Source organism: Bacillus sp. SRB3LM (genome assembly GCF_015712745.1).
Lineage (GTDB): Bacteria > Bacillota > Bacilli > Bacillales > Bacillaceae_G > Bacillus_A > Bacillus_A thuringiensis_K.
In genome coordinates, this window is sequence record NZ_VWVQ01000078.1 from 204,496 (window position 1) to 223,168 (window position 18,673).

An 18,673-nucleotide genomic window follows, 5' to 3' on the forward strand; every position below is an offset into this window, starting at 1 on the left:
TCACACAAGTTGTCGTTTTCTCTTTACTCGAACAATCTCTTTCTTTCCTATATTTCTATCTGGATAATCACTCCGGTAATGCCCGCCAATACTTTCTTCTCTTTGCAAGGCTGACACAACTATAAGCTCACAAACCGTTAACATATTAATAAGCGTTATCTCTTCATTCGTAAGAACATCATGTTGTAATATCATATTTCGAACACCATACTTACTAAGCCATCTCTTCGCATAAGATAAACTTTGCTCTGTTCGCACAATCCCAACATATTTCATCATGCATTTTTGTATTTCTTCTTTCGTCGGTAAATGATTCAGAACGATAAACGTTGCTTCCTTTTCGGCTAGCATATTCACCTTTTCTTTTGTCTCTCTAGATAAAATATGTCGTCCGATTCTTTTTCCAAACACAAGACCTTCTAATAATGAATTACTCGCTAATCTATTTGCACCATGAACCCCGTTACAAGCTACTTCACCGACTGCGTATAAGTTCGAAATAGACGTCTCTCCATCACAGTTCGTTTTCACGCCGCCCATGTGAAAATGAGTACCAGGCACGACTGGAATAAGTTTTTTATTTATATCGACTCCATTTGTTTTACATATCGATGACACGGTCGGAAAGCGTTGTTCAAAGTTTTGAATCATTTCGATGTTTAAGTACACTTTTTCACCCGCAAGTAGCTGTTCATGAATAGCCCTTGCGACTACATCACGAGGCGCTAAATCCTGTTCGGAATGTATATCCATCATAAAACGCTGCCCTTTTCCATTTATAAGGACAGCTCCTTCTCCGCGAACAGCTTCGGACACAAGACCAGAACAACGCCCACCCGCGTATAACATCGTCGGATGAAATTGTATAAACTCTAAATCTACAAGCTCTCCACCTGCACGGTACACCATTGCAAGTCCATCGCCTGTAATCGTCTCATCATTAGAAGTAAAGGCGTATAAACTGCCAATACCACCTGAAGCTAACACCGTATAATCTGCATTGTAACGTTTCAATTCGCCTTTATTGTTGCGAGTTAAAGCCCCAACACATTTATCTTTTTCTATAATAAAATCGAGCACCATTTCCTGTTCCACTACCGTAACATATGGAGCTACTTCTTGAATAAGATGCTCTAATAAATTCTTTCCTGTTGCATCGCCACCTGCATGTACAATACGACGTTTTCGATGCGCTCCTTCTTTTCCAAGATGAGGACCTGTTTCATCTCCATCAAATTTCATCCCATTTTCAATAAGGTTATTAATTTCTTTCGGTCCTTCCTCAACTAAATAACGGACCACTTCTTCATTGTTATAATGACACCCTGCTACTAACGTATCTTCAAAATGATCATTAGGATTGTCGTATGTAGCTACTGCTGCGGCAATTCCACCTTGAGCTAAATGTGTATTATTATTACGTTTCGTCTCCTTTGTGATAATAATCACATTCTTTTCGTGACAAATCTCTTTTGCTACACGAAGTGCCGCAACACCACTTCCAATAATTAAGACATCTGCACTTGGCATAATTGTTGCCTCCTACTTTACACTTTTCAACTGTCTTGACACCTATATTTACATAGTTTTAAAATAATGACAAGAGTTTTTTTATAATTCTTATTTTCACTACCATTTAAAAAGTAAAAGAACTGTAACTCTTACTAGAGAGAGGAACTTACATGATGATATATCTTGACTATGCAGCTACTACACCTATGAGCGAGGAAGCGTTACAAACATATATGAAAGCAGCGTCGCAATACTTCGGAAATGAACAAAGTTTACATGATATTGGAGGAACAGCTGCTTCTTTATTACAAGTTTGCCGAAAAACATTTGCGGAAATGATTGGAGGAAAAGAACAAGGAGTATTTTTCACAAGTGGCGGATCGGAATCAAACTATCTTGCGATTCAATCACTTCTAAATGCCCAAACTAAGAAGCATATTATTACGACACCTATGGAACATGCATCCATTCGAAGTTATTTTCAATCTCTAAAATCAAAAGGCTATACGATCACTGAAATTCCTGTTGATAAAAGCGGACTCCTTTGTTTAGTAGATTTAGAGGCAGCTATTACAGAAGATACTGTGCTAGCAAGTATACAGCATGGAAACTCTGAAATCGGAACCGTTCAAAACATTACAGAAATCGGGGCACTTTTTAAAAAATATAATGTTTTATTTCATACAGATTGTGTGCAAACGTTTGGTAAACTGCCTATCCATGTTTTTGAGATGGGCATTGATAGTCTTTCTGTTTCAGCACATAAAATATACGGACCAAAAGGTGTCGGCGCTTGCTACATAAATCCGCAATCTCGCTGGGAGCAAGTATTTCCGGGAACTTCTCACGAAAAGGGATTTCGCCCAGGTACAGTGAACGTTCCCGGCATCGCATCTTTTTTAACAGCTGCTGAAAATATATTAAAAACTCAATGGGAAGAAAGTTTACGTTTTAAAGAGTTACGCTCCTACTTTTTAGGGCAAATACAAACCCTTCCGCTAGAAATTGAAGTAGAAGGTCATTCTACTTCTTGTTTACCACATATTGTTGGGGTTACAATAAAAGGAATAGAAGGTCAATATACTATGCTAGAATGTAATCGCCATGGTATCGCCATTTCCACCGGAAGTGCTTGCCAAGTCGGTAAACAAGAACCTTCGAAAACTATGCTTGCAATTGGAAAAACGTATGAAGAGGCCAAACAATATGTCCGCTTCTCTTTCGGACAACAAACAACGAAAGATCAAATTGATACTACTATTCATGCACTACACACAATTGGAAATCAATTTTATAGAGGTGTTAAATCATAATGAAACAAAATGACCAAAAAAAGATTTTAGGTGAAGAAAGACGACAGCTTATCCTTCAGTGGCTTCTCGCTGCAAATGAGCCGTTATCTGGGAATGAACTATCGAAGAAGACAAACGTAAGTAGGCAAGTTATCGTGCAAGATATTTCCTTGCTTAAAGCACGAAACGAACCAATTATTGCGACTGCCCAAGGCTATTTATATCTAAAACCACAAGAGAAACAACAAGCTTTTGAACGCGTAATCGTATGCCAGCACAAACCAGCAGAAGTACGTCAAGAACTTACAATGCTTGTTGACCACGGCGTTACGATTAAAGATGTAAAAGTTGAGCATCCTGTATACGGTGACTTAACAGCATCCATCATGGTAAGCAATCGCTTTGATGTAGAGCAATATTTACAAAAAATCGAAAACACAAATGCTTCCTATCTTTCACAACTAACAGATGGTATTCACTTACATACAATTGAGGCAGATTCTAAAGAAAAGTTAGATGCTGCTTGTGAGGCGTTAGATAAAGCAGGATTTCTCGTTTATTAATGTAAAGCACAGAGTTTTTATCATTCTCTGTGCTTTTTTAATGCTATAATATTGTAATCAATCGTAAAGGAGATCAAATATGGGAATTGAACTCGTTCACTTTAGCATTGGCAAGCCGAAACAAATGAAATATAGCGAAGATAAAGAAATGATAACAGGTATATGTAAAGACCCTACAGAAGAGGCCTTTCTCTCAAAAGACGGATTTCGTGGTGATGACGTAGCGGATTTAAAACATCACGGCGGTCCTGATCGCGCTGTTTGTGTATACCCACACGAGCATTACGCACTATGGGAAGAGGAGTTTCAAACTACGCTTCCAGCTTCCACATTTGGCGAAAACATTACCGTAACAAATATGTTAGAGCGTGATGTTTGCATCGGAGATACATATCAACTAGGTGCAGCAATCATTCAAGTAACACAAGCAAGAGTACCTTGTAGCACTATTTCAAAACGCCTCGGTATTCCTGGCATTTTGCCGCGCATTGTAGCAACTGGATTTACTGGCTACCTATGCCGCGTTCTTCAAGAAGGTACTGTACGTAAAGATTCTAAAATTACATTACTAGAACGTCAACCGAGCAATGTTTCTGTTTTGTTCTCTAACGAAATTTATTTTCATAATAGAAAAGATAAAGATGGCATTGAAAAAATTCTTGCCGTTCCAGAACTAGCTGATATTTGGCGTGGTCAGTTAGAAGATCGTCTTGCGAAGTTAAAATAAAGAATCACACCATGTAAAACAGTATTGAGTCCATCATACCAGATGGACTGTTTTTATTTTCTCTTCCTTCACGTCCAAACATATAAAAATATATTTCATATTATATATGGACAACCTTTAATTCTTATATGTGAAGGGAGTGATTAATTATGGCGGATTACTTCTTAAAAAATGGAAAAAAATATTATAAGAAAAATGATCGCCCATGTAATTCTTCAAATTCAGATTCAAATAACTGTTTTATACAGAACTATACTATTTTCGGTACGGGAAATACCCCTCAAGATCTTGATATAACAACTGGAATTCCTCGAACTGTATTTGAAAACTTCACTAAAAATCATAATAAGACACTTATTAAATTTAGTTTCAGTCCTGCATTTGCAACAACGATTAGATTAACAATTGCAAGATTAAACCATCGCTCTCCACTTACATTTACCTTAACACCAGGAGATATTAAAACATTTTTAGTAGAAGATGTTGAGAGTATTACTTTCTCAGATACTGTAGCTCCATCTACACTCAATCTATTCATACAACAAACGAATTGTATTTGCTGCAGTAATTCGAACAATGATGAATCCTATTATTATAATAGTTGTAATGATGCGTACTAAAAACCCGACAAAAGAGTTATCTATTCCTAACAGAAGCCGTCCTAAATATCTTTTAGGACGGCTTCTTTATTTTGCTAGCTTAATTAATCACTTACTTCAATAGAATCGATAGCTTACTCTGCCTCAAACCGAGAAACAGCTTTTCATTTCAAACAACTTTAACAACAGCTCCCCTCTACAACCAATAAGAAGAATAACTCCCCAACACAGTAACAGAAAAACCGAGTGCTTCAAGTTCCATCGTTACGCCTGGCAATAATACGTCATCATATGCTTTATCGACATCGATTAAGAAAAAGTAATTTCCAAGACCTGTTTTCATCGGACGCGATTCGATTTTTGATAAGTTTAATTTTCTCCATGCGAAAGCTGATAACACTTGATATAGGGCACCTGCATAATCTGCAGGTAACGTTATCATAAGCGTCGTTTTCTCTCCGCGGTTCTCTCCGTTATTCGGGAGTACTGCTTTCTTTTTCTTATGGAGTACTAGGAAACGTGTGTGATTATTTTTATGCGTATGAATACTACGTCTCACAATTGTTAATCCGTATTTTTCTGCAGCCGCTTCATTTGCAATAGCGGCAATTTTCTCTTCAGGATGTTCTTTCACATATTGCGCAGCAGCACTTGTAGATGTCATATCTCGAACAGTTACTCCTTTTAATTCTTCATTTAAAAATTTATGGCACTGTGCAATGGCATGCGGATGAGAATGCACTGCATATACTTCATCCCACACTTCTGCATACTCCGGATGTACAAGTAAATGCTGCTGAATTGGTACTGTAATTTCTCCTACAATGGAAAGCGGCTGCTCATGTACAAGGTAATCAACCGTTATATTCACTGAACCTTCTATTGCATTTTCTAACGGTACAACTGCGAAGTCTACATTTTCATTTGCAGCTGCATCTATACAATCTGGAATCGTTCGATACGGTACATGCTCTGCTTCCGGAAAAAAACGACTCACCGCCATATTTGTAAATGTTGCTTCTGGTCCTAAATATCCTACTCGAATCATCGTCTTTTCCCCTCTTTTTCGTTTTCTTACTGTTATACCATACTTTTTTATATTCTTCTATGTGAATTTCGAATATTAAAAAAAGACTAGCATTCGCTAGTCTAAATGTTTCTTATATTCTCTTTGAGCGAAGAAGAAATAAATGATACATGCTATGATATAAAACAGAATGAACAAACCTACTTTTCTTAATGATCCATCCATAAAAAGCGTATTATGAAACGTATATAACGCAACTGCACTATGCATACTCCCAACTAGAATTGGCGCAAAAAATAACATACATAATTGCCAACGAGAAATTTTCCACACTTCTTCCTTCGTCATTCCAAGTTTAGAGAGTGCACCATACTGCTTTCGGTCCGATGCAATATTATGGAACCATTTAAAATACACGATACTACATGAAGTAAGAAAGAACAATATACTAATAAATGAGCCTACAAATAGAGTAATATCGCCGCCTTCTTTCATATTTACATATAACTCCATATTGCTTCGAAATGCATTATTATCTTGTTTCATATGTTTCCGTAAATCTTCATTTAATTTCTTCGTATTTTCGATATTTGGTAATGTATAGCCTCTATATATCATTTTTTCAGAATCAGGAACCTGATTTGCTATACTATCAAAATCTTCATCATTCATAACGAAGAACAGACCATTAATGTACGAAGGATGATAGTTAAATTGAATCCCTTCTTTCTGACCGTTAAATACGAATTGATATGGTTGATTCATTACTTGCAATTGAATCTCTTTTTGATTATATACATTCGAATTATTGTATTTATTATAATAAACGAGTGTCACTGTACCTTTTTTAGGCCGATACGTTTTCTGTTTTTGTTTCCTCGCTTCTTGGTTATATTCACTTTCTTTTATAAGCGGTACTATTGTTGTTTCTCCCTTATTAGACTGAAAGGATGCATACACTCCAACAAAACTCATATATTGAAAATCGTCATACTCATATTGATGCAGTAATTTTTCAACCGCACCTTCCTCAAAGACCTCATGAGTAGAAATACCTTTTTCTATGTACGAAAACGAGTGTACCCCTCCAGTTCGCCACATATCTTGCATGCTAGAAAAATATAAAAACACCGTACCTGTTGCTGTAACTACAAACGTCGTTGCCATAGACATCAGAAAGAAAAAGCGACCATTTTCCTTCATTCGATGTGACAATTGATTCACTATAAATAAATATGGATATGTATACATAATCTTTTTATTTCGCTTTATCATTTCTAACACTTGGGTAGCTCCATGCGCGAAAGAAAAGTACGTTCCAAAAAAGACAAGTATAGACACAGGGAAAAAGTATATCACTATCGTAGCCATCGTCACTTGTAGCGCCAACGCATACCCGCCCACTAAACAAGCAAAACCGAATAAACAAAGCCACTTTGATGTTTTTTTCTCTTTTTTATCTGTTCGAAATTCTTTCAATAACCGAATGATTTTTATATTCCATATACGTAAAGCACTTATAAAAGATAACAAAATAAAAACGACCATATATGTAATAAATGTTACACCAATCGCCCTTACGTCAAATATAACAGGTAGTTCTTTCGGAAGCCCCAGTAACATACTAAATACCATAAAAAAGAGTTTTAAAAATATCATACCAAGCCCAATACCGAAAATATTCGCGAAGACCCCGATTAAAATTTGCTCGGTCATAATCACTCCTATTACGTTAGACTTCGTTGCTCCCATTAACATATATAACCCTAATTCTTTCTTACGTGCTTCTATGAAAATAGAAGTAGAGTACAAAATAAATATGACGAAAAAAGAAATGATTATAACATTACATATGATAAGTCCCCAGCGTACGTTTTGATACCACATCGTCTCTTGCATATATGGATGCACAATGACAGACATATATGCGTAAGAAGCAAATATTGCAAAACAACTACTTAAGAAAAACACTTTATAATTACGCCAATTTCCTTTTATATTTTGCAGCGCTAGTTGCCGAATGTTCATCTATCGTCCTCCTGTAACTTACTACATAGGCAAAAAGCTAGAGATTCCCCTAGCTTTTTACGTGTTTTAAATATCCTCTTTGCGCGATCATAAAGTAAATGGCAGAAGCTAAAATGTATGCTCCAATTACAAGCGCACCTGATTTCCACAAATCAATATAAAGCATTTTCCCTAACGTATGAAGAGCAACTCCACTATGAATGGAACCGATTAAAATTGGGATAAAGAAGATAACTCCCATTTGTCGAATCGCAATTTTGCGAATTTCTTTATCTGTCATACCGATTCTCTTTAACGATTTAAATTGAATACGATCTTGTTCTTTATCGTTAAACCATTTAAAGTATGTCATACTACAAGCGAAGAAGAAGAACAGTACCGCTACGAAGAAACCGATGAACATTGTAATTGCTCCACCTTCTCTTATATCCTTATACGCAAACACTGAATTTCTCAATTCCCCTTGCTTTTCTGGTGCAATTTCATTTTTCAAATCTAATACAAGATCTTCTGTACTTTTCCAATCCTCAATATAATAACCATAATATTTCGTCTTTTCTTCATCTGGTACGAGTTTTGCATATTTCTCAAAATCTTGATCATTTACAACGAGATATTCACTATCATTAAAAACAGAAAATGAAGTTGGGCTATTTAGCTGAACAGACTGCTTTTGTCCGTTCATTGTAAATTCATACGGTTTCGTACGATCTATCTTCATCAGTTCATTTGCCATATCGACCATAACCATCGTTGCACTACCTGGTACATTATGAACTTCTGTAACTTGCTCTCTCTTTTGTTTGCGCACTTCTGCATTATATTCTTTTTCTGAAATAATCGTGATCGGCACTTCATGTTCACCGTTAAAAAAAGTTACTTTCTGTGTTGCCGGTAGTTTTATGTATGTTACTTTTCGCGCATCTTCAAACCCGTGTCTCTTCACAAGCTCCTGTACCTTTTCTTCATTAATAAGGCTATGCGTATTTAACCCCTTTTCCTCATATGAAATAGCATGTGGAGTTTTGACTACCGTTTTATAACTCATATCCTCAAAATATACGTAAAGCGTGCCAACGGCCGAGGATACAATCGCCGTAATAATAGAAATTACAAATAGAAAACGAGCATTATCTTTCATTTTATAAATAAGGTTGCTAAGAACAAACATATTTGGATATGTATAGAAAGATTGCTTTCTTTTTTGTAATGCTTTTAATACAACTGTACTACCTTGTGTAAATAGTAAATACGTTCCGCCAATTGTCAGTCCTACCACCGGTAAAAAGAGGATGAGGAAATTCAGAAACGTTACTTGGAAGCTAAGTACATATGCAGCAATAATACATCCTATACCAACTATACTTAACCATGTAAATGCAAACGGCTCTACTTTTTGCTTTCTTGCCTCTCTTAATAAATCAATAATTTGCAAGCGTCCTACTGTCCAAACACTAAACAATGACAGGATTAAAAATAGAATAAAGTATACACCAGCTGTAATAAGAACTGCTTTACTATTCCAAACGAGTGGAAGTGTCTTATCTATTTTTAATAATACGCTTAACGCTTGGAAAAATAATTTTGAACAAAGCATTCCAACCCCAATACCAACTACAATTGCAATACTACCTAACATCAGTTGCTCTAATATAATCATTCGGCCGAGCTGCGATTTCGTTCCGCCTATTAATGTTAGTAGGCCAAACTCTTTTTTTCTTGCTCGTAAAAACGTTGAATTTGCATATAAAATAAAGAGTGCCGAGAAGATGACCACAATATAATTCATCGATTCTAATCCTTTTGTGATCATCTTTCTCATACTAATATTACCGCTTACGACATCTGGATGATAAATAAAAGAAGCATACATGAAAAATACGACAATCGATAAACAACTACTTATAAGAAACGCTTTATAGTTACGCCAATTTCCTTTTACGTTATTAAGCGCGAGCTGGCGAAAGTTCATGATATTCTCCTCCTAGCATCGCAAGTACGTCCAGAATTTCTTGGAAAAAGGCTTGTTTCGTTCTTCCTTTATGTATTTCTGAGAAAATTTCTCCGTCGCGAATGAATAGAATACGTTCGCAATAACTCGCTGCTACTGGATCATGCGTTACCATTGCAATTGTCACTTTCTTTTGTTCATGTAAGTCTTGCAACGCGCTCATTAATGATTTTGCTGACTTCGAATCTAAGTTTCCAGTCGGCTCATCTGCTAAAATTAACGTAGGCTCATGAATGATCGCTCTCGCAGCTGCTGCACGTTGCTGTTGTCCGCCTGATACTTCGTATACTTTTTTATTTAAAATTTCTTCGATGTTTAAAAACTTCGCAATTTCCAGTACTTTCGCATCGATTTCATTTACAGATTTCTTCGCCATTACAAGTGGTAAAATAATGTTTTCTTTAATGGATAACGTATCAAGTAAGTTAAAATCTTGGAAGATGAACCCTAAATGTGTACGGCGAAACTCCGCTAATTTTGCAGCACGCATTTGATTAATTTCTTCCCCATTTACAAGCACATGACCTGAAGTTTGCTTATCAATTGTCGCCAATAAATTTAAAAGCGTTGTTTTCCCGCTTCCCGAAGGACCCATAATCCCTACAAATTCGCCTTCTTCTATTTTAAAATTTATATCATTTAAAGCAGTCGTCGCTACTGAACCTTTTGATTGGTACACCTTCGTTAATCCTTTTACTTCAAGAACACTCATTTCTAATCCCCCTATGTGTTTTCTTCTTACATTTACTATAAGAAAAATAAGAAAAAGAAACGAGTGATTTCCCTTACAAAACGTTTTGTTATCTTACAGTTTTGTCATTTTTCTCATTAATGTATGATATTCTTCATCTTTTGCAAATTGGAACGTAAATGTCGTCCCTTCTCCTTCAACCGATTGCACATAAATACCGTGATGTAAATTATCGCAAATTTCCTTCGTAATATATAAACCCATCCCAGTCGCTTCTCTCGTTTTACGGCCATTTATCCCCGTAAAGAATGGATCAAATATACGCTTTACATCTTGCTCTGGAATACCGATTCCATTGTCCTTAATATGTAATAACACTTTTTGATCTTTCTCTTCAATTTGAAATTGAATTTCCTTTTTCTCTGCTTCTGAAATTTTCGTATACTTAATTGCATTTACAACGATTTGACCTATAGCAATACTGAGCCATTTTCTATCAGATGCAACCATACAAGTATCTTCTTGAAACATCACTTTCGGAAATACAGACGATTGAATGAAGGATTTTCGATTTTCATTAATAATACCTCGCACTACATCTATAACATTTACTACTTCTACCTTATAATCTTTCGCAAACTGTTCTAGTCTTGCCATATGTAACGCTAAATCTAAACCATTTAGTATGCGGTTATTTTCTTCACGGATACTTTCAACTGTTACTCTTGCCTCACGATGCTCTTTGCCAAACTTCTGCAACAATAATTCAATAACAGATACTGGTGTTTTCATTTGGTGAATCCATTGGTTCATAAATATCATTTGCTGTTGCTCTTTCGCATGCTGTTTATGAACTTCATTCATATATTGCTGTCTTAATAACGTAAAAGATTCAACGACCATTTCTTGCTCTGATGTATAAGATTCATCAATAAGTAAAGAGTCATGTAATGTATTTCCGCCAGTAACGTACTTTTCGATCCTCTTTAAAAACACACTCCGTTTTCGGTAATCGTAAATGAGGTATACAGTAAATACAACAGTTCCTAATAAAAGTCCATATAACCACGTACTCCAATCAATGGATTCCTTTTCTAAAAGACTTTGCAACTGCAAAACGAGCCCAAATAAACAAAGGCTAACAATATAAGAAAGAATTAAAGAAAAGCGGTCCATGAAGTAATTTTTAACCTTCATGCCCTTCGCCCCACTCCGTAAGAAGCGCATAACCATATCCACGTTTCGTTACAATTGCATTTTTAATGCCTAACTCCTCTAGTTTCTTCCTTACACGTTTTACATTTACGGTTAATGTATTATCATCCACAAATGCTACTTCATCCCATAGAGCTTCTAACAGTTCTTCGCGCGTTACATATTGATTCACTTGTTTCATTAAACACTCTAATAAGTAGAACTCATTTTTTGTCAGTTCAGTTTGTTGTCCCTGCCACTCAACAATATGCTGAGACGGGAATAACAACAGTCCATTTACACCTAAACAATCATTCTCAGCAGCAGAAGCATACTCTCCATAACCACGGCGAAGTGCACTCTTCACCTTTGCCATTACGATATCTAAATGGAATGGCTTTGTAATATAATCATCGCCGCCATTTTCAATCGCCATTACTTGATCCATTTCTCCTGTTCTTGCAGAAACAAAAATAATTGGCGCATTCGATACAGTACGAATTTGACGACACCAATAAAAACCGTCAAAGTACGGTAAATTAATATCAAGTAACACGAGATGAGGATTCACTTTTACAAACTCATCTTTTATTTGACGTAAATCACTTGCTCTAAATGATTGATAGCCATACCTTTCTAAATGCTCTTCTAATATTCCCGCGATTTTCTCATCATCTTCTACAATTAATATTTTATACATGTTCGTTTTCTCCCCATAAAAAAATTCTTCTAAAACCACTCCCCTTTTTATTATAAATTGAAAATTTAATTAGTGGGGATTTTTTCCTGTACAAATCCGATTTTTGCGATATAAAAAAGACTGCCGTATTTCGGCAGTCTTAATCGATAAATTCAAATTCATATTCAAGAATTTTTACAATATCTCCGTCTTTCGCGCCACGTGCACGAAGCGCTTCATCAATACCCATTCCGCGCATTTGACGAGCGAAACGACGTACAGATTCATCACGTGAGAAGTCTGTCATCTTGAATGTTTTCTCGATATCGTAACCAGAGATAACAAACGTGCCATCACTTTCACGTGTAATTTCAAATTTAACACCTTCAGTATCAAATTTATACATTACACTTGTATCAGACTCATCCGCAACTTCATGTATTGGGAATTCTGGTGTTGTTTCTATTAAGTTCGCTACTTCAAACAGTAAGTCACGAACACCTTGTCTTGTTACAGCTGAGATTGGGAAGATTTTTACTTCGTCTCCCACTTTCTCTTTAAATGCTTGTAAGTTTTCTTCTGCATCTGGCATATCCATTTTGTTTGCAACAACAACTTGTGGACGCTCAGTTAAGCGAAGATTGTATTCTTTTAATTCATTATTAATCGTTACGTAATCTTCATATGGATCACGGCCTTCTAAACCAGACATATCAATAACATGCACGATTACACGTGTACGCTCAATATGACGTAAGAATTGGTGTCCAAGTCCGACGCCAGCATGTGCGCCTTCAATTAGTCCTGGAAGGTCAGCCATAACGAAGCTGCGGTTATCACCAGTTTCAACAACACCAAGATTTGGAACGATTGTTGTGAAGTGATACTCTGCAATTTTCGGACGCGCTGATGATACAACAGATAATAATGTAGATTTACCTACACTTGGGAATCCAACGAGTCCAACGTCTGCTAGTACTTTAAGTTCTAGAATAACATCACGCTCTTGACCTGGTTCCCCGTTCTCAGCGATTTCTGGCGCTGGGTTCGTAGCTGTTGCGAAACGTGAGTTACCACGGCCACCGCGGCCACCTTTTGCAATTACAGCAGTTTGTCCATGCGTTACTAAATCGGCAAGAATTTGACCAGTTTTTTCATCTTTTACTACTGTTCCTGGCGGAACCTTTACAAGTAAATCTTCAGATTTACGTCCGTGCTGACCTTTACTCATTCCGTGCTGACCGCGATCAGCTTTGAAATGACGTTGGTAGCGGAAGTCCATTAATGTACGTAAGCCTTCCTCAACTACGAAAACAACATCTGCACCTTTACCGCCGTCGCCACCTGCTGGGCCACCTTTTGGTACATACTTCTCACGACGATACGCAACCATACCGTTACCACCGTCGCCGCCTTTTACATATATCTTGACCTGATCTACAAACATTATTTCACCACACTTTTTTCAATTGGTTGTAATATAACTGAGACTTCTTCGTCTCGCACTGTATAAGAAATGGAATACCATTTATTGTTTTGGGTCGCAAGCCAATTCTGTAGTTCTTCTACACTCGTTAGCTTACCACGAAAATCAAAAAAGAAACGAGCATTATCCGCGTCACATTCAATTGTGATACAAACATAATTTTCAACATATACGTCTAAACTATGCTGAAGCATCGAGAAAAATTGGTTCGTCCATGTACATACAGTCTCATCTAAGTGAGATAAGTTATGTAATTTCCCTAATACTTCGTACTCCAATAAGCACGGCTGCTGTTTCCAATTATATGTTAAAATCCACTCTGAAAATAAAGGCATTGATAGCCCCATCAGATTGGATTCTTGTCTCGCTTCTTGGACAAAACGATCGATGAGACTATGAATTTCTTCCACTTTTCCAAGGGAAAGGTTTCCTTTCACCATCTGCATACGATTGAGCCAATCATGTCTTGAATGGCGCAATGCATCTATAATTGTCCATTTTTCATTCATTTAGATACCCCTTAATATAGAAAAACTCTAACCTGCACTCAGGTTAGAGTTTTCCGTGAGTTCTTATGCTTCTTGAGCAACAGGATATACGCTCACTTGTTTGCGGTCACGGCCAAGACGCTCAAAGCGTACTACGCCGTCAACTTTCGCGTATAAAGTGTCATCGCCACCACGACCAACGTTAACACCTGGATAAATTTTTGTACCGCGTTGACGGTAAAGAATTGAACCACCTGTAACCGTTTGACCATCTGCGCGTTTAGCACCAAGACGTTTTGACTGAGAGTCACGACCGTTCTTTGTACTACCTACACCTTTCTTAGATGCGAAAAACTGAAGATCTAATCTTAACATACGTTACACCTCCTGCACTTTTTCTATTAAACGGATATACTTTCCGTAATCAAGTTCGATCGTCTTAAGCGAAACAACTAATCCTTCTAAAAGCGTTTGTGCTTTTTCTGCTGCATGAACGTCTAAATCATTAGGCAATTCATACGTTAAGAATCCGCCATCACTTCCGAGTTCAATAGTTGCTTGCACATTACAAAGTTGTTCCACTGCATTTATAGAACCAAACACAACCGCTGTAGTTCCAGCACAGACAAGGTCTTGTCCATGTGGCGCATAATCGGCATGTCCAGTCATTTTAAATGATTGGATACTTCCTAATTTCGTGCGACTTATCGTAATTTTAATCATGTTAACCAGAATTAAGCGTTGATAGCTTCAACAACTAGCTTAGTGTAAGGTTGACGATGACCTTGTTTCTTACGATTGTTCTTTTTCGCTTTGTATTTGAAAACGATAATTTTCTTAGCGCGACCTTGTTTTTCAACTTTCGCAGTAACTGTTGCACCTTCTACAACTGGGCTACCAACTTTAACGTTTTCGCCACCAACGAAAAGAACTTTGTCAAAAGTAACAGTTTCACCAGCTTCAACATCTAATTTTTCAATGTAGATTGCTTGACCAGCTTCAACTTTAATTTGTTTTCCACCTGTTTCGATAATTGCGTACATACTTGCACCTCCTCTTAATTACTAAGACTCGCCAAAAACGAGGTAGACATAAATGCCTTTAGGGAACCTGTCTTGTGCGGTTGTAGCATATAGCCGTTTAGGTGCTATAAACTATAACATAAAGATGTTATCATGAATCATAGACAGTTGTCAATAAATGTTCTGCTAACTATTTTTTCCGTTCTACAATTTCTTTTTTACTTCCAAAACGAACGATAGCATACTTTTCGATATTATCATCTTTGAAATAAATTTCAAATGGAATATTTTTTTGTAATTCTTTTTGCAAAAACTGTTTTTGCAGTTCTTTAGGCGCAGCGATTAATACTGCTTCATCTTCTATATTGCCATATGTGATTAGTTCTCTCTCTAACTCATATGCAATTGTTTCATACGACATCACATAACCCGTCGCTTTGCAAGGTACACACTCTTTTAATAATACGTCCCGTAAAGAATGCTTTTTACGTTTACGTGTCATTTCCAAAATCCCTAGCTCCGTAAAGCCGAGCACCCTTGTATATGTGCGGTCATCTTGCATAGCAGCTATGAGACATTCTCTTACCTTTTCTTTATCTTCTCTTTTTTTCATATTAATAAAATCAATTAATATCATACCACCAATATCACGAAGTCTTAATTGGCGTGCAATTTCTTCAGCTGCCATCTCATTTGTGCGAAGTACTGTATCTTGTAAACTTTGTTTTCCCGTAAACTTGCCCGTATTCACATCAATTACAGTCATCGTCTCCATTTGTTCTACAATTAAATAAGCACCATTTGGAAGCCAAACAATTTTTTGGAGTGCTTTCTCAATTTCACGCTCTATTCCAAAATGGTTAAACATCGAAGACTTTTCATTATAAAAAGATACTTTCTCTTTACCGACCTTTTCTTCTAATTCTTTTACTATACTCCTTGTATCTACAACTACTTTTTCAATCGTCTCAATCGGATTTTCTTGAAATACACGATCTAAAAAAGTTGCCGGTCGATGAAGTAGTAACGGTGCCTTTCCTTGGCTCTCTTTTCTTTTTAACTCTTCATATAACTGCTGTAACCTTTGCATTTCAGCTTGTATTTCTTCAATTTCTCCTTTTTCAGAAGCAGAGCGGAAAATGTATCCCCCCGTTCCCTCTATTTCAATTTGGAGTAACTGTTGTCTTCTTTTATTATTTTTTATTTTTCGAGAAACAGCGCGCATCTCATCAAACGGCATATAAACGACATATTTCCCGGTAAATTCTATATTCGCTGTCAATTTAGGCCCTTTCGTATCAATTGCCTCTTTCACAACTTGTACGAGTATCGCTTGCCCTTCATGTATACGATAAGAAGATGGTACATCATCGTACGAAAGGTAAGCATGCTTTTCTAAACCGATGTTTACAAAAGCTGCATTCATTCCAGCAATTGTTCTTACGACACGCCCAACATAAATATGCCCAACAATCTCTTGCTCTTCATTACGTTTCCATAAAAATTCAACAATCTTTTTCTTCTCTTCAATTGCAACGCGCTTTTCCGAACCAGCGTAATTTACATATAACGTTTTCAAAATTATTTCCTCACTTTATAATCTTCTTTGCTTTTACAATAATAAAAGGTTAGTGCTATCGTCAACACTAACCGATTAATTCTTCAACTGATGAAGTTGTTCGTTTTTCAGTAAAATATGCATAGAGCAATTCATTTTCATCCAATGTGTAATGCTCTTTATATTTTCCACGGACGATAATAGAATGCTTATATCCTCTACGAAATTTTGTGAATATCGTATATAAACGATCTTCCGTTTGCACTTCAATAGGTGCAATCTTTTCGATTCCTCTTTTGTTTCCATAATAACGTTCTAATAAAAAACGCATAAATGCATACCGTCTTTGTTTCCACTCTCGATATAATGACACTGCTAAAAATACGAGTAGTACCCACATCATAATATTGTTACTATTCCAGAGTAACTGCCATCCTAATATTACACCAAAAAAAACACATGACAATTTCATCATCTTTTCATGTGCTTGTAAATAAGGGAAACGATATGATAATACATTAAACAATACTTTCCCGCCATCTAACGGCCAAATAGGGAGTAAATTAAATGCTAAAATAATTATATTATTCCACATAAAGAAATAATATAAATCTGCATTCAGCCAACCGGCTTCGAACAACATATAACCTACCAGCATCATCCAAACATGTTGAATCGGTCCTGCAATTACGACAACAAGTTCCTCTTTCAATGACTTATTACCATGTTCCTCAAGCTCGGCAACGCCACCAAACGGCAAAAGCTGAATTCTTTTTATACGCCAATTATAGTGTGCTGCTGCAAAAGCATGCCCAAGTTCATGAATAAGAACAATACAAAATAACAGTAGTAACTCTTTAAAACGCGCAGTAAAAATACCAATGACAATAATAACCCAAAATAATGGATGCACGGAAATTTTCGTTAAAACGTCCCTATATTTAATCAAATGAGATCACCTGGATCGGATCAATAAATTTTTCATTCTTTTTTATCGCGAAATAAAACTTTCCATTTTTATCATTTGTATCATTACTCACCGTTCCAATTTTTTGTTTCTTTGAAACGTAATCATATAATTTCACTGACATATCATTTAAGTTTGCATACCATGACTCCGTACCATCTGCATGTTGAATTTGAACTGTATTTCCAAGTTCCTCTTTCTTGCCTGCAAAAACAACTAACCCTTCATTCACTGATTCCACTTTTGCATTTGTAGCTGTTTGGACAAATACACCTTGGCCATTTTTTTGAAACCCTTGCATTACCTTTCCAGAAGCAGGAATTGCATAATCTTTTTGCTGAATACTTCCTTCTTTTTTCTCGTTCGGCGAATAGAATACAAGCGGTTTTCCAAATTGCTTTTCGTACCATTTCGCTACAGTAGCAAACTGAAATTCCTCTTTCATCACTTTTTCCGTAACAGCTTTAGCTCCATTAAATGAAGAAGGAGCATTCTTATATAAAATAGCAACCGAAAGAACTAATATTGCTGATAATAAAACTTTGAAGAAAAAGACTTCCTTTCGAAATAAAGGATGCATTTCCTTTTCTCCATCTTCAATAAATACCGCTTCACTATCAAAATTCCCTCCGTTAAAATACTGCTCTTCCTCCATCCTTTCTTGCTCGGCCTTCCTTTTTGCAATCCGCTTTTTAATTTCTTCTACGCGTCTATTCTTCATACTGTCTCCTTTCTTTCGTTAAGCTAATTTCAATAGAAACAGTTGTATACAGTTTGTACATATGTATGAGCTAAGAAAGAAAGATATTCGTATGAAGAAAAAAGAAAG

At 36.4% G+C, this 18,673-nt stretch carries 19 protein-coding genes and 1 other annotated feature; of the genes, 4 read left to right on the top strand and 15 right to left on the bottom strand.

Translation table 11 applies throughout. The features are described from left to right. On the bottom strand, window positions 1-1,530 hold the full coding sequence (gene nadB, locus F3I02_RS24725; protein WP_001138534.1) for an L-aspartate oxidase: 1,530 nt from the start codon (window positions 1,528-1,530) through the stop codon (window positions 1-3). A 152-nt stretch (window positions 1,531-1,682) separates the two neighbouring features. On the opposite strand from nadB, the gene F3I02_RS24730 reads away from it, so the two are divergent. The 4 genes from F3I02_RS24730 to F3I02_RS24745 all read left to right on the top strand — a co-directional run bounded on the left by F3I02_RS24730 (window position 1,683) and on the right by F3I02_RS24745 (window position 4,714). Further along, a complete protein-coding gene (locus F3I02_RS24730; RefSeq protein WP_131251109.1) occupies window positions 1,683-2,825 on the top strand; it encodes an IscS subfamily cysteine desulfurase in 1,143 nt (380 codons plus the stop codon). Then, window positions 2,825-3,367, top strand: a complete 543-nt coding sequence (locus tag F3I02_RS24735; RefSeq protein WP_000812240.1) for a transcription repressor NadR — start codon at window positions 2,825-2,827, stop codon at window positions 3,365-3,367. The genes F3I02_RS24730 and F3I02_RS24735 overlap by 1 nt, the downstream gene beginning before the upstream one ends. A gap of 79 nt (window positions 3,368-3,446) precedes the next feature. Beyond that, window positions 3,447-4,094, top strand: a complete 648-nt coding sequence (locus F3I02_RS24740) for an MOSC domain-containing protein (RefSeq protein WP_000510679.1) — start codon at window positions 3,447-3,449, stop codon at window positions 4,092-4,094. 149 nt (window positions 4,095-4,243) lie between these two features. Continuing rightward, entirely contained in the window at window positions 4,244-4,714 is a 471-nt protein-coding gene (locus tag F3I02_RS24745) for a hypothetical protein (protein WP_000796369.1), read from the top strand. Between the two features lie 175 nt (window positions 4,715-4,889). Here the strand turns inward: F3I02_RS24745 and pheA are convergent, their stop codons facing one another. The 14 genes from pheA to spoIVFA all read right to left on the bottom strand — a co-directional run bounded on the left by pheA (window position 4,890) and on the right by spoIVFA (window position 18,565). Further along, entirely contained in the window at window positions 4,890-5,741 is an 852-nt protein-coding gene (gene pheA, locus F3I02_RS24750; protein ID WP_000621698.1) for a prephenate dehydratase, read from the bottom strand. Between the two features lie 96 nt (window positions 5,742-5,837). Next, window positions 5,838-7,748, bottom strand: a complete 1,911-nt coding sequence (locus F3I02_RS24755; protein ID WP_196478524.1) for an ABC transporter permease — start codon at window positions 7,746-7,748, stop codon at window positions 5,838-5,840. 49 nt (window positions 7,749-7,797) lie between these two features. Beyond that, complete coding sequence (locus F3I02_RS24760) at window positions 7,798-9,720, bottom strand: ABC transporter permease (RefSeq protein ID WP_001011427.1); 1,923 nt, start codon at window positions 9,718-9,720, stop codon at window positions 7,798-7,800. Continuing rightward, window positions 9,695-10,471 carry an ABC transporter ATP-binding protein gene (locus tag F3I02_RS24765; RefSeq protein WP_000114530.1) on the bottom strand — a complete coding sequence of 259 codons (777 nt, stop codon included), beginning with the start codon at window positions 10,469-10,471 and terminating at the stop codon, window positions 9,695-9,697. The genes F3I02_RS24760 and F3I02_RS24765 overlap by 26 nt, the downstream gene beginning before the upstream one ends. 93 nt (window positions 10,472-10,564) lie before the next feature. After that, window positions 10,565-11,647 (bottom strand): HAMP domain-containing histidine kinase, encoded by a 1,083-nt coding sequence (locus tag F3I02_RS24770; protein ID WP_000865388.1) that lies wholly within the window; start codon window positions 11,645-11,647, stop codon window positions 10,565-10,567. Then, complete coding sequence (locus F3I02_RS24775; protein ID WP_002164191.1) at window positions 11,637-12,344, bottom strand: response regulator transcription factor; 708 nt, start codon at window positions 12,342-12,344, stop codon at window positions 11,637-11,639. The genes F3I02_RS24770 and F3I02_RS24775 overlap by 11 nt, the downstream gene beginning before the upstream one ends. 139 nt (window positions 12,345-12,483) lie before the next feature. Continuing rightward, window positions 12,484-13,770: a GTPase ObgE gene (gene obgE, locus F3I02_RS24780; protein ID WP_000497128.1), complete on the bottom strand. Its 1,287-nt coding sequence runs from the start codon at window positions 13,768-13,770 to the stop codon at window positions 12,484-12,486. After that, window positions 13,770-14,318, bottom strand: coding sequence for a sporulation initiation phosphotransferase B (locus F3I02_RS24785; RefSeq protein ID WP_001003584.1), 549 nt, complete (start codon window positions 14,316-14,318; stop codon window positions 13,770-13,772). Before F3I02_RS24785 ends, obgE begins: the two co-directional genes overlap by 1 nt. 63 nt (window positions 14,319-14,381) lie before the next feature. Beyond that, the gene (gene rpmA, locus F3I02_RS24790) at window positions 14,382-14,672 is read right to left on the bottom strand and encodes a 50S ribosomal protein L27 (RefSeq protein ID WP_000944958.1); all 291 of its coding nucleotides are present in this window, start codon (window positions 14,670-14,672) and stop codon (window positions 14,382-14,384) included. Window positions 14,673-14,675: 3 nt separating this feature from the next. Then, a complete protein-coding gene (locus F3I02_RS24795; protein ID WP_002164192.1) occupies window positions 14,676-15,020 on the bottom strand; it encodes a ribosomal-processing cysteine protease Prp in 345 nt (114 codons plus the stop codon). A gap of 11 nt (window positions 15,021-15,031) precedes the next feature. Further along, complete coding sequence (gene rplU / locus F3I02_RS24800) at window positions 15,032-15,340, bottom strand: 50S ribosomal protein L21 (RefSeq protein ID WP_000270907.1); 309 nt, start codon at window positions 15,338-15,340, stop codon at window positions 15,032-15,034. A 14-nt stretch (window positions 15,341-15,354) separates the two neighbouring features. Then, window positions 15,355-15,432, bottom strand: a sequence feature (ribosomal protein L21 leader region). Between the two features lie 77 nt (window positions 15,433-15,509). After that, window positions 15,510-16,898 (bottom strand): Rne/Rng family ribonuclease, encoded by a 1,389-nt coding sequence (locus F3I02_RS24805; RefSeq protein WP_196478525.1) that lies wholly within the window; start codon window positions 16,896-16,898, stop codon window positions 15,510-15,512. A gap of 67 nt (window positions 16,899-16,965) precedes the next feature. Further along, on the bottom strand, window positions 16,966-17,826 hold the full coding sequence (gene spoIVFB, locus F3I02_RS24810; protein WP_000599053.1) for a stage IV sporulation intramembrane metalloprotease SpoIVFB: 861 nt from the start codon (window positions 17,824-17,826) through the stop codon (window positions 16,966-16,968). Next, entirely contained in the window at window positions 17,819-18,565 is a 747-nt protein-coding gene (gene spoIVFA, locus F3I02_RS24815) for a stage IV sporulation protein SpoIVFA (RefSeq protein WP_000797471.1), read from the bottom strand. Before spoIVFA ends, spoIVFB begins: the two co-directional genes overlap by 8 nt. Window positions 18,566-18,673 lie beyond the last annotated feature (108 nt).

What these genes read in the sequence shown, in the direction of transcription:
- F3I02_RS24755 (WP_196478524.1), bottom strand. Translation starts at nt 7,748, where the DNA reads ATGAACATTCGGCAACTAGCGCTGCAAAATATAAAAGGAAATTGGCGT.
- rpmA (WP_000944958.1), bottom strand. Translation starts at nt 14,672, where the DNA reads ATGTTAAGATTAGATCTTCAGTTTTTCGCATCTAAGAAAGGTGTAGGT.
- rplU (WP_000270907.1), bottom strand. Translation starts at nt 15,340, where the DNA reads ATGTACGCAATTATCGAAACAGGTGGAAAACAAATTAAAGTTGAAGCT.
- F3I02_RS24765 (WP_000114530.1), bottom strand. Translation starts at nt 10,471, where the DNA reads ATGAGTGTTCTTGAAGTAAAAGGATTAACGAAGGTGTACCAATCAAAA.
- F3I02_RS24775 (WP_002164191.1), bottom strand. Translation starts at nt 12,344, where the DNA reads ATGTATAAAATATTAATTGTAGAAGATGATGAGAAAATCGCGGGAATA.
- F3I02_RS24770 (WP_000865388.1), bottom strand. Translation starts at nt 11,647, where the DNA reads ATGAAGGTTAAAAATTACTTCATGGACCGCTTTTCTTTAATTCTTTCT.
- obgE (WP_000497128.1), bottom strand. Translation starts at nt 13,770, where the DNA reads ATGTTTGTAGATCAGGTCAAGATATATGTAAAAGGCGGCGACGGTGGT.
- F3I02_RS24735 (WP_000812240.1), top strand. Translation starts at nt 2,825, where the DNA reads ATGAAACAAAATGACCAAAAAAAGATTTTAGGTGAAGAAAGACGACAG.
- F3I02_RS24745 (WP_000796369.1), top strand. Translation starts at nt 4,244, where the DNA reads ATGGCGGATTACTTCTTAAAAAATGGAAAAAAATATTATAAGAAAAAT.
- nadB (WP_001138534.1), bottom strand. Translation starts at nt 1,530, where the DNA reads ATGCCAAGTGCAGATGTCTTAATTATTGGAAGTGGTGTTGCGGCACTT.
- F3I02_RS24740 (WP_000510679.1), top strand. Translation starts at nt 3,447, where the DNA reads ATGGGAATTGAACTCGTTCACTTTAGCATTGGCAAGCCGAAACAAATG.
- spoIVFA (WP_000797471.1), bottom strand. Translation starts at nt 18,565, where the DNA reads ATGAAGAATAGACGCGTAGAAGAAATTAAAAAGCGGATTGCAAAAAGG.
- F3I02_RS24760 (WP_001011427.1), bottom strand. Translation starts at nt 9,720, where the DNA reads ATGAACTTTCGCCAGCTCGCGCTTAATAACGTAAAAGGAAATTGGCGT.
- F3I02_RS24785 (WP_001003584.1), bottom strand. Translation starts at nt 14,318, where the DNA reads ATGAATGAAAAATGGACAATTATAGATGCATTGCGCCATTCAAGACAT.
- F3I02_RS24795 (WP_002164192.1), bottom strand. Translation starts at nt 15,020, where the DNA reads ATGATTAAAATTACGATAAGTCGCACGAAATTAGGAAGTATCCAATCA.
- F3I02_RS24730 (WP_131251109.1), top strand. Translation starts at nt 1,683, where the DNA reads ATGATGATATATCTTGACTATGCAGCTACTACACCTATGAGCGAGGAA.
- pheA (WP_000621698.1), bottom strand. Translation starts at nt 5,741, where the DNA reads ATGATTCGAGTAGGATATTTAGGACCAGAAGCAACATTTACAAATATG.